The organism is Sphingobium sp., assembly GCF_032153725.1.
Classification (GTDB): domain Bacteria; phylum Pseudomonadota; class Alphaproteobacteria; order Sphingomonadales; family Sphingomonadaceae; genus Sphingobium.
In genome coordinates this window covers 62,252-76,526 of record NZ_JALDYQ010000014.1, presented here as the reverse complement: position 1 = coordinate 76,526, position 14,275 = coordinate 62,252, and the positions used below count along the sequence as shown (strand labels likewise).

Sequence of the window (14,275 nt, the reverse complement as noted above, 5' to 3'; positions counted from 1 at the left end):
TCAAGCCGCAAGCGCCTTCACCTCATAGCCGGTCAAGCCGCAAGCGCCTTCACCTCATAGCCGGTCAAGCCGCAAGCGCCTTCACCTCATAGCCGGTCAAGCCGCAAGCGCCTTCACCTCATAGCCGGTCAAGCCGCAAGCGCCTTCACCTCATAGCCGGTCAAGCCGCAAGCGCCTTCACCTTGTCGGTCACCACGGTCACGCGGGCGGTCAGCGGCGAAGCCACGTCGCCGGCCAGCTTGATCAGCGCTTCGCTGCTCTTGGCGGCTTCCTTGGTGAATTCATCAAAGCTGGCCGAGAAAAGCTGGCTCTGAAGCTGGAAGAATTCGGTCGGGGTCTTCACGGTCGAGAAGCTCTTGAACGAGGCAGTCGCCTTTTCGAAGCTCTTCTTGCTGTAATCGACGGCTTCCTGACCCAGGGTTTCAAAGCCCTTGGCCGCAATCTTGCCGGATTCGACCAGCGCTTCGACATTGCCCTTGGCGATGTCGCTGAATTCCTCGATTGCCTTGGTCGACTTCTCGACGCTGACCTTCGCCTTCTCGTTCAGGTCGGCATAGACCGTTTCGAGCTTGGCCTTGGTTTCCTCAGCGAACTTCTTTCCGGTTTCGATCACGTCGTTCATCATCTTTGTTCCTTCTGTGGCGGGCAGCAATGTGGGCTCTAACGGCCCGGCCTTCGGCAGGCTCTTGACTTCCTTGGGCTCCGGAGGCGCCACCTTGGCCACCGGTTCAATCACGGGTGTTTCCACCTTCGGCGCCGCAGTAACGGGTGCCGGTTCAGGGATGGTTTCCTTGACAGGCTCCGGTTCTGGCGCTGCATCAACGGCGGTCGTCGCCGCGATCACCGCGACCGGATCAGCCTTGGCTGCCGGTTCCGGCCTGGCTTTGGGCGGCACCGGTTTCTTCGCGACCGGCTGGGGCGTTGCAATCGCCGCTTCCGCGGCTTTCAGCGCCTCGCTGGCCGACAGGGTCGGTGTTGCCTTCTTGACTATCGGCTTCTTACGCACTGGCTTTGGGGTAACGGCCATGGACCAACCTCCATTTGTTGCAGTGCACAATATGAGGTTTTCAGATGGATTGCAAGCGCCTTTGTGCAGTGCAGCAAAATTGAAATGAACAGCTCGTCGCGAGGTGAAGACGGTCCGTCGCAAACACCCTGCAAAGTCATGTATCAGCGCGTTTTTACGTAACGGCCCGGCGCGTCCTCAATCGTCTTGAGTCTGCCCTTGCCGGGTTGGCGCGCCCCTTTGACAGGCACGGTGGCGGGGTTGAGATCGCGAATCCATTCGATCCAGTCGGGCCACCAGCTGCCCTTCGTCTCCTTCGCTCGCGCAAGAAAGGCATCCAGGGTCGGCTGCGATTCGTCGCAGGCCCAATATTGATATTTGCCAGCGGCGGGCGGATTGACCACGCCCGCAATATGCCCCGACCCGGCAAGCAGAAAGCGGATCGGCCCGGAGAGATGCTCGGTCAGCTTCCACACGCTTTCCAGCGGGGCGATATGATCCTCCCGCCCCGCCTGCACATAGGCGGGCGTCCTGATCTGGCGGAGGTCGATCGGCGTGCCCGCGACGCTGATCGCGCCCGGCTGCACCAGCAGATTGTCGCGATAGAGCTGGATCAGATAATCCTTGTGCCAGCGCGCCGGCAGATTGGTGGTGTCGCCATTCCAGTAGAGCAGGTCGAAGGGCGGATAATCCTGCCCCAGCAGATAATTATTGACCACATAGTTCCAGATCAGGTCACGCCCGCGCAGCAGGTTGAAGGTCGCGGCCATATAGCGCCCATCGAGGAACCCGCCGGAGGAGAGTTGCTCCACCATCTTCATCTGCTCGTCATCGACGAACAGGCTGAGGTCACCGGCCTGACTGAAATCCACCTGCGCGGTGAAGAAGGTGGCGCTGGCGACCTTCTTTCCCTCACCCCGCGCCGCCAGCAGCGCCAGCGTGGCCGCGAGCGTGGTGCCCGCGACGCAATAGCCGATGGCGTGGACGTTCGGCACCTTGAGCAGATCGCGCACCGTATCGATCGCGTCGATCTGGCCCCTTTCGATATAATCGTCCCAGATCAGATCCTTCATCGATGCGTCGGCCGACTTCCACGACACCAGGAACACGCTCAATCCCTGATCCACCGCCCATTTGACGAAGCTCTTTTCCGGCGCCAGGTCGAGAATGTAGAAGCGGTTGATCCAAGGCGGGAAGATCAGCAGCGGGGTTTCCAGCACCGTTTCGGTCGTCGGCGCATAGTGGATCAGCTGGTAGAGCGGGGTTTCCTTGATCACCTTGCCAGGGGTCGAGGCGATGTTGCGGCCCACCTCGAATTTCGTGCCGTCGGTATGGGTGAGCTGGCCCTTTTCCATGTCGGCCAGCATATGCTGGAGGCCCTTCACCAGATTCTCCCCACCGCTCTGGATCGTCTTCTGCATGACCATGGGGTTGGTCAGCGGGAAATTGCTGGGCGCCATCGCATCCAGCATACCGGTGGTGGCGAAGCGCAGCTTGGCCTTCTGCTTGGGGTCCACGCCATCGACCGCATCGGCCATCCGCATCAGATAGTCGGACAGCAATAAATAGCTCTGGCGGATCAGGTCGTAAAAGGGATGCTCCGTCCAGGCCGGATCGGCAAAGCGGCGGTCCCGGGCGGCGGCGGGGCTGCCGGGCGGCGGCGGTTCGGGCTGGTCGCGCAGCAGGCCGCCCGAATCAAGGAAACGCTGCCACAGCGCCAGGCCTTCATCGACGAAACTGCTCTGAATGCGGGACACGGCAGCCGGATCGAAGGGCAATGTCCGCCCTGCCGCACCCGCCGCCTGTTCCAGCAGCAATTGCTGCGCGCGGCCCAGCACCTGCGTCCATTGCTGCATTTCCTGCAAGGTGGGGAGGCGGGGTTCCAGGGCATCCTGTGCTTTCATGGCCACCTTCGTCCTCCTGGCATGGTCCGGTCCGCCGCTTTCTCTGGCGTGTCGCTATCGGGCGGGTTATAGCCGGAATGTGACACGATGAATGCGCGTCACGCACTATTCCTTACAGCGAGCTTTCAGGAAAGCCCCAAATGTCCGAAGAATTTTACCGCATGAAGCGTCTGCCGCCCTATGTCATCGCTGAAGTGAATGCGATGCGGGCCGCCGCGCGAGCCGCGGGGGAGGACATTATCGACCTGGGGATGGGCAATCCCGACCTGCCGCCGCCCGACCATGTCATCGCCAAGCTGTGCGAAGTAGCGCAGAAACCGAGCGCGCACGGCTATTCCCAGTCAATGGGCATTCCCGGGCTGCGCCGCGCGCAAGCGAACTATTATGGCCGCCGCTTCGGGGTCGATCTGGACCCGGAGAGCGAAGTCGTCGTCACCATGGGGTCGAAGGAGGGCCTCGCCAGCCTGGCCACCGCGATCACCGCGCCGGGCGATGTCGTGCTGGCGCCCAACCCCAGCTATCCGATCCATATGTTCGGCTTCATCATCGCGGGCGCGACCATCCGTTCCGTGCCGACGACGCCGGACGAGCATTATTGGCAGTCGCTGGAACGGGCGATGGCCTTCACCGTGCCGCGCCCATCGATCCTTGTCGTGGGCTATCCCAGCAATCCGACCGCAGAGACGGTCGACCTCGCCTTCTATGAGCGGCTGGTCGCCTGGGCGAAGGAGAACAAGGTCTGGGTACTGTCCGACCTTGCCTATTCCGAGCTTTATTATGACGGCAATCCGACGCCCTCCATCCTTCAGGTGCCGGGCGCCAAGGATGTGGCGGTGGAGTTCACCTCGCTTTCGAAGACCTATTCGATGGCGGGCTGGCGCATTGGCTTCGCGGTCGGCAACAGGCAGCTGATCGCGGCGTTGAAACGGGTGAAGTCCTATCTCGATTATGGCGCGTTCACCCCGATTCAGGCGGCGGCCTGCGCGGCACTGAACGGGCCGCAGGATATCGTGCAGAAGAACCGCGAACTCTATCACAAGCGCCGCGACGTGATGGTGGAGGCATTCGGCCGCGCCGGATGGGACATTCCCGCGCCCAAGGCATCGATGTTCGCCTGGGCGCCGCTGCCGCCCGCGCTCAAGGACATGGGAAGCCTGGAATTCTCCAAACAGCTGTTGACCCATGCCAAGGTCGCCGTCGCGCCGGGCGTCGGCTATGGCGAGGATGGCGAGGGCTATGTCCGCATCGCCATGGTGGAGAATGAGCAGCGGCTGCGGCAGGCGGCCCGCAACATCAAGCAATATCTGAAATCCATGGGCGTCAACACGCCGGCCAAGGGCGCTGCCTGAACCGCTGCTCCAGGGGTGATCGATCATGGGAAGGGCGCTGCTGCCGATGGGCTGCGGCGTCCTTCTTTTTCGATCCGCCCCGGCATTTGAGGCCTTGCCATTTGCTTCGCCCTGCGCTGCTTTGCGGCATGGAGATGAAAACGCGGACATGATTGCACTTCCACAGGTTTCCCAGGTCGCGCAGACGATTCAGCTGGCGCTGGCGCCGGTCTTCCTGCTGGCGGGCATCGGGGCGTTCCTGAACGTCTGCGTCGGCCGGCTGGCCCGGATCATCGACCGGGCGCGCGTCGTGGAGGAAAAGATTTTGTCCTCCCGCGGCAAAGAACATGACCGGATGGTGAGCGAGATCCGCGTGCTCGACCGGCGGATGAGCGTCGTCAATGGCACGATCTTCCTGTCGGTGGCGTCGGCCTGCGCGGTCTGCCTGGTGGTCATCCTGCTGTTCGCCGCCAATCTGTTGGGGGTGCATCTGGGGACGCCGATCGCCATTCTGTTCAGCCTGGCAATGGTGTTGCAGGCAGCCGCCTTCGGTACGTTCATTCAGGAGATCCGGCTGGCATCGCGGACCATCCACATCCGCAATGAAGTACTCTATCACAAGGTGGAGGAAGAAAGCGCGGGATGACGAAATTCACGGTCAACGATCATCCGGTGCAATATCGGATGGACCCGGCCACGCCGCTGCTCTGGGCGCTCAGGGATGCGTCCAATCTGACCGGGACCAAATATGGCTGCGGCACCGGGGATTGCGGCGCCTGCACGGTGGATATCGACGGAGAAGCCGTGCGATCCTGTCAGGTGACGATCGCAGCCACAGAGGGAAAGTTCGTCACCACTATCGAGGGGCTGTCGCCCGATCGCGGGCATCCGCTGCAACAGGTGTTCGCGGCGGAAAACGTGTCGCAATGCGGTTATTGCATCCCCGGCGTGATCATGACGGCTGCGGCGCTGTTGCGGCGAACCGCAGACCCAAGCGACGAGGAAATCGACGCCGCCCTCACCAATATCTGCCGCTGCGGCATCTATCCCCGATTGCGCGGGGCGATCCAGCGGGCCGGCAGGGTGATGCGCGGCGAGGAGGTGGTGAATGCCGTGCCGCCCTCGGGGATTACCCCCGGCGAGGCGGCGAAAGTGGTTCCGGCGCTTCGGAAGCCTTAAGGCCGATCGATATTCAGCCGTGGGGTGATTGCGGACCGGATGGAAACGCCAGTTCGGCGACGCCCATCATAGGGCGGCTCAGAAAATCACGGGAAACAAGAATAACCAGGGTCATTCCGGTTCAATCTGAACCGGAATGACCCTAGCCGAAACGATAGCCCGACACCGCCCAGCCCAGCACGGTACTGCCATGATCGCGCGTCGCCGCGTCCCCTCCGCCTGCGCCCAGGGCGACCATCAGGGGAAGAAGATGCTCCTCGCGCGGATGGGCGAAATGAGCGTTGGGAAGCTTGGCCCAAGCTGCGACGCGCCGGGCGCGGCTGGCCGGATCGGGATCGGTGACGGCTTGGGTTAGGGCATCGTCCCAGAGCCTTGATGGCGCGAGGGCCTGCAAGCCGCGCACGCGCAGATTATGGAAGCTCATGCCCGATCCGATGATGAGGACGCCTTCGTCGCGCAGCGGCGCGAGGGCGCGGCCGGCGACGATATGCGCCTCAGGATCGAGGTCGCTGCGAAGCGAGAGTTGGGCGACGGGGATGTCGGCATCGGGCAGCGCGACCTTCATGGGGATGAAGACGCCATGGTCCCAGCCCCTCTCCTCCTCCATGGCGGCAGGGAAGCCGGCCTGTTCCAGCAGGCGCGCGGCGCGTCTGGCGAGCGTGGGCGCTCCGGGAGCGTCCCAGCGCAGCGTGTAGCAATGCGGGGGGAAGCCATGATAGTCGAACAGCAGGCCGGGCCGCTCGCCCGCATGGAGGGTGAAGTGGTTCTCTTCCCAATGGCCGGAAATGAGGAGAATCGCTCTGGGGCGTTCCGGGAGCGTGGTGATGAGGTCGGTCAGATAGGCCTGCATCCGGTGCCACATCGGGTCGCTATGCGGGCGGTCGGGATCGCTGGGGTCCATGAAGAAGCAGGGACCGCCGCCATGGGGGATGAAGAGGGCCGGTTGTTTCATGCCCGGCTAGATCGGGGGAATGGGCGCCGGGTGCAATAAAAGGGGTGGAAACGGATTGTTTCGGCCGAAGCGCGGTGGAGAGAGGGTCAGTCTTCCGCGCCCCACCGGCGCAATCGCCTGCCCAGGGTGGCGCCGCAAGGCGCGTTGCGAAACGGATATGTTTGCGGCGACCGTACCAGGTTGTTCATAAGGCGAACCCAGGATTCTTTCAAATCGCTGACAGATGAGTTCAGCATCTCGACATCGCCCGAGTCTTAAAAACGGATTATGAGGGGCATCAGGCCCCGTGAAAATGAAGGCAAATGGCATGTTGAGGAAAATGATGCTGGCGGGGTTGATGGCCGCAACGGTACTGGGCGGCATCGCCCCGGCCTACGCCCAGCGCGGCGACGATAATGGCGGCTGGCGAGGCCGTGGCGGCGAACGATCGGGACGGCCGGAAGGCGGCCGCGGCGGCGGCCAAGGTCAAGACGGCGGCCGAGCGCAGCGTCAGGGCGGCGAGAGGCAGCAGCAGCCGGCACAACGTTGGGAACAACGGCAGGCGGAGCGCCCGGCACAGGTGGCACAGCCCCAGCCGGAACGGCAATGGCGCGGCAACGACCGGCGGCAGGAACAGCGTGGCCAGGACACGGTAACGCGCTGGAACCGCGGCGAACAGCGCTTCGTCACGACGCCCCGCGGCGACGACCGCAACGACAACCGTCAGGGTTGGCAGGACAATCGGCGCGGAGATGACCGGCGCGATTGGGATCGGCGCGACGACCGGCGCTGGAGCAATGACGACCGGCGCAGGAATAGCGGCAATCCGGGCTGGAACACCGAACGGCGCTATAACGACCGCACCCGTTGGGAAGGGCAGCGGCGCTGGGACAGCGGCTGGCGCAACGACCGGCGTTATGACTGGTCGAGCTATCGGTCGCGCTATGGCGATCGCTACCGGATGGGGCGCTATTATGCACCGCGCGGATGGAGCTATGGCTATTCGCGCTTTTCGATCGGGATTTTCCTGAACAGCCTGCTCTATTCGAACAGCTACTGGATTGACGATCCTTATAATTACCGCTTGCCGCCCGCTTACGGCACGTTGCGCTGGGTCCGCTATTATGACGACGCGCTGCTGGTCGATATCCGCGACGGCTATGTGGTCGACGTGATCCACGATTTCTTCTGGTAAGGCCGGAAGACCGCTCTCCTGAACTGGCCTTCAGGAACCCGGAAGCATCGTGCAAAAAGTCGGGACCGGTTTTTTGCCTTGACGATGCGACCATCGACAACTGGGCCCGGAGCCAAATGCTCCGGGCCCTTTTCATTTGCGTGGGGATGGCGCGCGGTGGCAGGAGGACGCATGAGCGAGATTGTTGACGATGGCGGGGTCGCCTCGGTTGTCCGGGCGCAAATCGGGGAGACGGTGCGGACGCGGCTGGACCGCAATCCGCTGGTGAGCCGGATCGATACGCCGCATCTGGAAATCTATGGGCGGCAGGAATTTCTGAGCGCGCGGGAATGCGCAGGGCTGCGCGCGCTGATCGATGCGGGCGCGCAACCATCGACGCTGTTTTCGGGCAGCGCCAATGCCGATTACCGCACCAGCGCGAGCTGCAATCTCAGCCCCTGGGAACCGCTGACAGGCGCGATCAGCGACCGTATCTGCGCGCTGATGGGGTTGGCGAGCGAGCATGGAGAAACGTTGCAGGGACAGCGCTACGAGCAGGGCCAGGAATATAAGGCGCATTGCGACTATTTCCCGGTGACCGCCAGTTACTGGCCGGCGATGCTGAAGACCGGAGGACAGCGGAGCTGGACCGCGATGATCTATCTCTCCCCTGTGGAGACGGGCGGGGAAACGCATTTCCCGCATTGCGAATTCATGGTGCCGCCAGTCGAGGGCATGTTGCTGATGTGGAACAATATGGAGCGGAACGGATCGCCCAACAGCTTCAGCCTGCACGCCGCGCGGCCGGTGGAAAAAGGCGCCAAATATGTCGTCACCAAATGGTTCCGGGAACGGCCATGGAGGCCCTGAACGCGCCTTCCTGATACAAAATGCGACATAAATGACTGATTCCTGACCGTTTCATTCCCGACAGGTTCAGGCAGCGGGGTCCATATCTGTCCTCGTGGTCGGCGGAACCGGCGGGGCGGGGGAAAAGTTTCCTCTTCCTGCCGGACATCAGCCGCCAGGCTATGGGAGACATGATATGCGTAAACTGATCATCTTGGGCCTGATGGCCGCCACTGTCATTCCGGGTGCCGCCATGGCCCAGTCCCGCGGCGAGGTGCGCGACAGCGCCCGCGACCTGCGGCAGGAACAGCGCGAACTGCGCGAGGCGGAACGCCATGGCACGCGGCACGATGTCCGCGAGCAACGCCGGGACGTGCGCGAGGCGCGGCAGGAAATGCGCGAGGACTGGCGCGATTATCGCAGGTCCCACCGCGACGTCTATCGCGGCGGCAACTGGCGGGCGCCCTTCCGCTATAATCGCTGGGAAGCGGGCGCGCGGCTACGCCCCGCTTATTATGGGCCGCGCTATTATGTCTCCGACCCCGCTCGCTATCGCCTGCCCCGCCCCGGCGCCAATCTGCAATGGGTGAGGCACTATAATGACGTGCTGCTGGTCAATGTCCGTACCGGCCGGGTGATGGAGGTCCATCGCGGCTTCTTCTGGTAAGCCCAGCCGCATCTGAAACGAAACGGCCCCTGCGCAAGTGCAAGGGGCCGTTTCCTTTTGCGCTATGGCGCGTGCAGTCCAGATTTGACGCCCCTTGGCCGCGCCGCTCGTTTCCGGGCGGGCGCGGCCGATGGCGCGCGAAGCGCACCATCAGTCCGAAAGGGGGTGGACCATCAGCCGTAACGTTTATCCCGGCTGAATGTTCCGTTGCCCAATATTCAGGCAGCGAGCGCCTCGGCGATCAGGCGGCGGCTGTTTTCGATGCCGTAGAGCGCGATGAAACTGCCCATGCGCGGCCCCTGATCGGCACCCAGCAGGGTCTGATAGAGCGCCTTGAACCAGTCGCGCAGTTCGGCGAAACCATAGGCCTCATCCTTGCCGATGGCATAGACGATGTTCTGGATATCCTCCGCCGAAGCATGGTCGGGCAAGGCAGCGAGTTCCTCGTCCAGCTTGGCGAGGGCGGCGGCTTCACCGGCTTCCGGCGCGCGGCGCTTGAGCGTCGGGGCGACGAAATCGCGGTGATAGGCCAGCGCATGGCCGATCAGCGCGTCCAGTTCCGGATAGCTTTCCGCATTGGCGTCCGCGACATAATTCTGGAGATAACCCCAGACCTGTTCGCGGCTGGCATCGCCCATCACGCCGACAAGGTTCAGCAGCAGGCCGAAAGTCACCGGCAGATCGCCCTCGGGCAGCTTGCCGTCATGAATGTGATGGACCGGGTTGCCGAGCTGCTGCTCTACCGCCTGCCTGGGGTAATTGGCGCGGAACTGCCAATATTCGTCCACCGCGCGGGGGATGACGCCCATATGCAGCTGCTTGGCCTTTTTCGGCTCGCGATAGGCGTAGAAGGCCAGGCTCTCCTGCGGGCCATAGGTCAGCCATTGTTCGAGGCTGAGGCCATTGCCCTTGGACTTGGAGATTTTCTCGCCATTTTCGTCGAGGAACATCTCATAATTGAATCCCTCGGGCGGGCGGGCGCCCAGCGCACGGCATATCTTCGAGCTTTGCGTCACCGAATCGATCAGATCCTTGCCCGCCATCTCGTAATCGACGCCGAGCGCGACCCAACGCATCGCCCAGTCGACCTTCCATTGCAGCTTCGCGCCGCCTGACAGGATCGATTGTTCGATCACCTCGCCCTCATCCTCGAAGCGGATGAGGCCGGCGTCCGCGTCCAGCACCTCAACGGGCACCTGAAGCACGATGCCGCTTTTGGGGCTGATCGGCAGGACCGGCGAATAGGTCGCCTGCCGCTCCTTGCGCAGCGTCGGCAGCATGATGTCCATGATGTCCCGATAATGGCGCAGGACATTTTTCAGCGCGTCGTCGAACGCGCCCGACCTGTAGCGGTCGGTGGCCGAAACGAACTCATAGTCGAAGCCAAAGCGGTCGAGAAATTCCCGCAGCATGGCGTTGTTGTGATGCGCGAAGCTATCATACTTCCCGAACGGGTCGGGCACCTGGGTCAGCGGCTTGCCGAGATGCTGCGTCAGCATCGCCTGATTGGGGACATTGTCCGGCACCTTGCGCAACCCGTCCATATCGTCGCTGAATGCGATCAGGCGGGTCGGGATGTCCGACAGCGCGTGATAGGCGTTGCGGACCATGGTGGTGCGCAATACCTCGTTGAAGGTGCCGATATGCGGCAGGCCCGATGGGCCATAGCCCGTCTCGAACAGGATATGGCCTTTTTCGGGTGCGCCATTCTGATAGCGCTTCAGGAGCTTGCGGGCTTCCTCATAGGGCCAGGCCTTGGATGCCTGCGCGGCGGTGCGGATGGGTTCGGACACGGTCATGATGCAACGCCCCTAAGCATTTTCATGGCCGTTGAAAACATCTGACGACTCGGAAAACTTCGTTCCGGCGGGCAGGAGGCGAACAGGATTTTAACCTGGATCAATGTCCGATGCCGATGAAAGGACGCGGTTTTAGGTGCCAAAGTGGAGACGAATGGCGTCGTTCAGCCCTCCCCGTTTAACATTGATTAACCCTGATGAGCGATATTTATCACGAGCTTAGGGGGCTCAGGAGGGACTATGCAGCCACGCAGCCGTCAGAGGATAACCGTCGATATTCCGGTCATCGTGACCACGGTTCTCGACAATCTGGAAGGCATGATCGTCGATCTCAGCGAGAGTGGCGCCCAGATAGCGGGCTGCGGCCTGCCCGTGCGCAGCCAGTGCCAGGTCGATTATGACGGCCATGTCGTCTTCGGCACGGTGCAATGGTCGGAAGAGGACCGGATGGGCATCCGCTTTCCTTATGAGCTGACCGACGGGCCGCTGTTCGACCGGCTGGAACTCGCACGGGCGGCAAGACTGACCCCAACGGCATTCCAGCCACGGCTTTTGGGCGCGCGTCCTGTGGGTGGATTCGGGCGTCGGTTCGGCTGAATCGGCCGATTTTCAGGTTTCCCTTTTGTTCCCGTTCCCCTAAGCCGGACGGGTGATCGATCCTGCTGCCCTGCCCGCCCTTCACGCCAGCCATGGCGGCATCTGGTTGCGGGAAGGAGAGCGGACTTCCGCCGTTGCGAAGGGCACGGCGATCGCGCGGACGGCCGAAACCCCGACGCTGCTGCTGAATGCGCCGCTGGCCGGGCAGCGGCTGGGCTATCCCGATCTGAACGGCCTTGACCTGCTGGAACTCTGGGCCTTCATCCATCCGGCGCGCTTTCTGGTGCCGACTCCCAAGGGGCTGGCCGAAGCGCTGAATCTGCCCCGCCCCGCCAGCGAAGCCGATATTCCCGAATTGTTGCAGACGGCGACCAAAGCGCTGCTGGAAACGCTCGCTTCGCCTTGCTGGATGGAACGTGAGGGCGGCTGGACGGCGGCGCAATCGCTGCACCGACTGCGCTGGCCCTGGGCGCCTTTGGTGGCGTCGCGCATCGCCAAGCCGAAAGAGGCTGAGCGCTGGCTCTTTTCCAAGCTGCCGGAATGGGAAGAAAACCCGCCTCGCCCTGCCCCGCGTTCGGTGTCGCTGCAATCCGATGCGGTCGTGGCGCGGCTGGAACAATTGACCGGCGCGGGGGCTGAGCCGCGGCCGGGGCAGCGGGCCTATGCGGCGGCAGCGGCGGCGGTGTTCCGGCCTAAAGTCCATCGCGAGCAGCCCAATATGCTGCTGGCCGAGGCCGGGACCGGCATCGGCAAGACTTTGGGCTATCTCGCGCCCGCCTCGCTCTGGGCCGGGGAAGCACAGGGGACGGTCTGGATTTCCACCTACACCAAGGCGTTGCAGCGGCAGCTGGACCGGGAGAGTTTGCGGCTCTTCCCCGATCCTGCCGTCGCGGCGAAGCGGGTGGTGGTGCGCAAGGGGCGGGAAAATTATCTCTGCCTGTTGAACCTTGAGGATGCGCTGCAAGGCGGGTTCTCAGGACGCGCGGCGATATTGGCGCAACTGGTGGCGCGCTGGGCGGCCTTCACCAAGGATGGCGACATGATCGGCGGCGACCTGCCGGGCTGGTTGCCGACCCTGTTCCGGCGCAACGGATCGACGGCGCTGACCGACCGGCGCGGCGAGTGCATCTATGCAGGCTGTCCGCATTACCGGAAATGTTTCATCGAGCGGTCGGCGCGGGCGTCGGCCGATGCGGATATCGTGATCGCCAATCATGCGCTGGTGATGATCAACGCGGCGCGCGGGCGCGAAACGGGGCAGGCGCCGCAGCGCATCGTGTTCGACGAGGGCCATCACCTGTTCGATGCGGCGGATTCGACCTTCTCCGTCGCCTTGTCGGGACAGGAGGCGATCGAGCTGCGCCGCTGGGTGATGGGGCCGGAGGGTAATTCGCGCGGGCGGAGGCGGGGCCTCGCAGCGCGGCTGTCGGACCTCGCCAGCTATGACGAGCAGGGCGGCGAGGCGATCCGGGCGGCGGCGGAGGCGGCGCGGGCGCTGCCGGCTGATGAATGGCTGAAACGGATCGTCGCGGGCGAACCGTTCGGTCCGGTCGAGGCGCTGCTCGCGGCGGCGCGCGGCACCGTCTATGCGCGGGCCGCCGACACGGGCGAGGCCGATGCGGGCTATGGGCTGGAGACGGAGCTGGCCGAACCGGATGGCGCGCTGGTCGAGGCGGCGCAGGAAGCGGCACGGGCGCTGGACGCCTTGCTGCGTCCCCTCACCCATCTCGGCAAGCGAATGGAAGCCGTGATCGAGGAAGCGCCCGACTGGCTGGACGGCGCGGCACGGGCGCGGGTCGAGGGGGCGATCGCGTCGCTCGGCTGGCGGCGCGATCTGGTGACGGCCTGGCTGGCGCTGCTGGCGCGGATAGGCGGGCCGGCGGACGCGGATTATGTCGACTGGCTGGCGGTCGAGCGGATCGAGGGGCGCGAGTTCGACATCGGCATCCACCGCCATTGGCTGGACCCGACCCGCCCCTTGGCGCAGGCGGTGCTGAAACCGGCGCAGGGCGTGCTGATCACCTCCGCCACGCTGAAGGGCGGCGGCGACTGGGATAATGCGACCAGCCGCAGCGGCGCGAGCCATCTGCCGCGCGGCGCGGACCAGTTCGAGACAAGCAGTCCCTTCGACTATCCCGACCGGTCCGAAGTGCTGATCGTGACCGACATCAAACGCGGCGACATTGCCGCGCTGTCGGGCGCCTATGCGCGGCTGATCGAGGCGGCGGGCGGCGGCACTTTGGGCCTGTTCACCGCGATCCGGCGGCTGCGCGCGGTCCATGCGCGGATCGCGGACCGGCTGGCGCGGGCGGGACTGCCGCTCTACGCGCAGCATGTCGACCCGATGGATACCGGCACGCTGATCGATATTTTCCGCGACGATCCGCGCGCGTCGCTGCTGGGGACCGATGCCTTGCGCGACGGGGTGGACGTGCCTGGACATTCGCTGCGGCTGGTGGTGATGGAGGGGGTGCCCTGGTCCAAGCCCACGGTTCTGCATGCCGCGCGCAAGCTGGCCGGGGGTGGTTCAGCCTATGACGACCGGCTGATCCGGGCGCGGATGGCGCAGGCTTTCGGCCGCCTGATCCGGCGGGCGGAGGACCGGGGAAGTTTCGTCATTCTCTCCGCCGCCATGCCCAGCCGGTTGCTCAGCGCCTTTCCGCCCGGCACGCCGATCCGCCGCCTGACGCTGGACGAAGCCATCATATCGGTCAGCGGACATTCCCGCGTTGGCCTTGGCAGCGATGCGGCGCCAGGACATGATCCGATCCCTTCCAATCCGATCATGTCCTAGCTTTTCTTTGTTTGCTGCATTTTCCGAGTGGTCAGCTGTTTCCAGCT

At 63.8% G+C, this 14,275-nt stretch carries 12 protein-coding genes; 8 read left to right on the top strand and 4 right to left on the bottom strand.

Annotation, left to right across the window (positions count from 1 at the left end; all coding sequences use genetic code 11):
• Nucleotides 1–160 precede the first annotated feature (160 nt).
• Together RUH75_RS07115 and RUH75_RS07110 are read right to left on the bottom strand one after the other, a co-directional pair.
• Complete coding sequence (locus RUH75_RS07115) at nucleotides 161–1,027, bottom strand: phasin family protein (RefSeq protein WP_313803634.1); 867 nt, start codon at nucleotides 1,025–1,027, stop codon at nucleotides 161–163.
• Between the two features lie 143 nt (nucleotides 1,028–1,170).
• On the bottom strand, nucleotides 1,171–2,910 hold the full coding sequence (locus tag RUH75_RS07110) for a class I poly(R)-hydroxyalkanoic acid synthase (protein ID WP_313803631.1): 1,740 nt from the start codon (nucleotides 2,908–2,910) through the stop codon (nucleotides 1,171–1,173).
• 140 nt (nucleotides 2,911–3,050) lie between these two features.
• Between RUH75_RS07110 and RUH75_RS07105 the strand changes: the two genes are divergently transcribed.
• From RUH75_RS07105 to RUH75_RS07095, 3 genes are all read left to right on the top strand, one after another.
• Nucleotides 3,051–4,259: an LL-diaminopimelate aminotransferase gene (locus tag RUH75_RS07105; protein ID WP_313803610.1), complete on the top strand. Its 1,209-nt coding sequence runs from the start codon at nucleotides 3,051–3,053 to the stop codon at nucleotides 4,257–4,259.
• A 148-nt stretch (nucleotides 4,260–4,407) separates the two neighbouring features.
• A complete protein-coding gene (locus RUH75_RS07100) occupies nucleotides 4,408–4,884 on the top strand; it encodes a DUF2721 domain-containing protein (protein WP_313803607.1) in 477 nt (158 codons plus the stop codon).
• Complete coding sequence (locus tag RUH75_RS07095) at nucleotides 4,881–5,417, top strand: (2Fe-2S)-binding protein (protein WP_313803604.1); 537 nt, start codon at nucleotides 4,881–4,883, stop codon at nucleotides 5,415–5,417. The genes RUH75_RS07100 and RUH75_RS07095 overlap by 4 nt, the downstream gene beginning before the upstream one ends.
• A gap of 142 nt (nucleotides 5,418–5,559) precedes the next feature.
• On the opposite strand, the gene RUH75_RS07090 is transcribed toward RUH75_RS07095, so the two are convergent.
• Nucleotides 5,560–6,369 carry a class III extradiol ring-cleavage dioxygenase gene (locus RUH75_RS07090; protein WP_313803602.1) on the bottom strand — a complete coding sequence of 270 codons (810 nt, stop codon included), beginning with the start codon at nucleotides 6,367–6,369 and terminating at the stop codon, nucleotides 5,560–5,562.
• Nucleotides 6,370–6,676: 307 nt separating this feature from the next.
• Here RUH75_RS07090 and RUH75_RS07085 point away from each other — a divergent pair, with 307 nt between their 5' ends.
• The 3 genes from RUH75_RS07085 to RUH75_RS07075 all read left to right on the top strand — a co-directional run bounded on the left by RUH75_RS07085 (nucleotide 6,677) and on the right by RUH75_RS07075 (nucleotide 9,038).
• Nucleotides 6,677–7,543 (top strand): RcnB family protein, encoded by an 867-nt coding sequence (locus RUH75_RS07085; RefSeq protein WP_313803600.1) that lies wholly within the window; start codon nucleotides 6,677–6,679, stop codon nucleotides 7,541–7,543.
• Between the two features lie 171 nt (nucleotides 7,544–7,714).
• Complete coding sequence (locus RUH75_RS07080) at nucleotides 7,715–8,392, top strand: 2OG-Fe(II) oxygenase (protein ID WP_313803598.1); 678 nt, start codon at nucleotides 7,715–7,717, stop codon at nucleotides 8,390–8,392.
• 175 nt (nucleotides 8,393–8,567) lie between these two features.
• On the top strand, nucleotides 8,568–9,038 hold the full coding sequence (locus tag RUH75_RS07075) for an RcnB family protein (protein WP_313803596.1): 471 nt from the start codon (nucleotides 8,568–8,570) through the stop codon (nucleotides 9,036–9,038).
• 218 nt (nucleotides 9,039–9,256) lie between these two features.
• On the opposite strand, the gene RUH75_RS07070 is transcribed toward RUH75_RS07075, so the two are convergent.
• Nucleotides 9,257–10,837, bottom strand: coding sequence for a lysine--tRNA ligase (locus tag RUH75_RS07070; RefSeq protein ID WP_313803594.1), 1,581 nt, complete (start codon nucleotides 10,835–10,837; stop codon nucleotides 9,257–9,259).
• Nucleotides 10,838–11,077: 240 nt separating this feature from the next.
• Between RUH75_RS07070 and RUH75_RS07065 the strand changes: the two genes are divergently transcribed.
• Together RUH75_RS07065 and RUH75_RS07060 are read left to right on the top strand one after the other, a co-directional pair.
• Complete coding sequence (locus RUH75_RS07065) at nucleotides 11,078–11,434, top strand: PilZ domain-containing protein (RefSeq protein ID WP_313803592.1); 357 nt, start codon at nucleotides 11,078–11,080, stop codon at nucleotides 11,432–11,434.
• 52 nt (nucleotides 11,435–11,486) lie between these two features.
• Nucleotides 11,487–14,228 carry an ATP-dependent DNA helicase gene (locus RUH75_RS07060; protein ID WP_313803589.1) on the top strand — a complete coding sequence of 914 codons (2,742 nt, stop codon included), beginning with the start codon at nucleotides 11,487–11,489 and terminating at the stop codon, nucleotides 14,226–14,228.
• Nucleotides 14,229–14,275: the final 47 nt, after the last annotated feature.

Excerpts from the sequence above, each read along its gene's own strand:
- RUH75_RS07100 (WP_313803607.1), top strand. The coding sequence starts at position 4,408 with ATGATTGCACTTCCACAGGTTTCCCAGGTCGCGCAGACGATTCAGCTG.
- RUH75_RS07095 (WP_313803604.1), top strand. The coding sequence starts at position 4,881 with ATGACGAAATTCACGGTCAACGATCATCCGGTGCAATATCGGATGGAC.
- RUH75_RS07110 (WP_313803631.1), bottom strand. The coding sequence starts at position 2,910 with ATGAAAGCACAGGATGCCCTGGAACCCCGCCTCCCCACCTTGCAGGAA.
- RUH75_RS07080 (WP_313803598.1), top strand. The coding sequence starts at position 7,715 with ATGAGCGAGATTGTTGACGATGGCGGGGTCGCCTCGGTTGTCCGGGCG.
- RUH75_RS07090 (WP_313803602.1), bottom strand. The coding sequence starts at position 6,369 with ATGAAACAACCGGCCCTCTTCATCCCCCATGGCGGCGGTCCCTGCTTC.
- RUH75_RS07085 (WP_313803600.1), top strand. The coding sequence starts at position 6,677 with ATGTTGAGGAAAATGATGCTGGCGGGGTTGATGGCCGCAACGGTACTG.
- RUH75_RS07115 (WP_313803634.1), bottom strand. The coding sequence starts at position 1,027 with ATGGCCGTTACCCCAAAGCCAGTGCGTAAGAAGCCGATAGTCAAGAAG.
- RUH75_RS07105 (WP_313803610.1), top strand. The coding sequence starts at position 3,051 with ATGTCCGAAGAATTTTACCGCATGAAGCGTCTGCCGCCCTATGTCATC.
- RUH75_RS07065 (WP_313803592.1), top strand. The coding sequence starts at position 11,078 with ATGCAGCCACGCAGCCGTCAGAGGATAACCGTCGATATTCCGGTCATC.
- RUH75_RS07075 (WP_313803596.1), top strand. The coding sequence starts at position 8,568 with ATGCGTAAACTGATCATCTTGGGCCTGATGGCCGCCACTGTCATTCCG.
- RUH75_RS07070 (WP_313803594.1), bottom strand. The coding sequence starts at position 10,837 with ATGACCGTGTCCGAACCCATCCGCACCGCCGCGCAGGCATCCAAGGCC.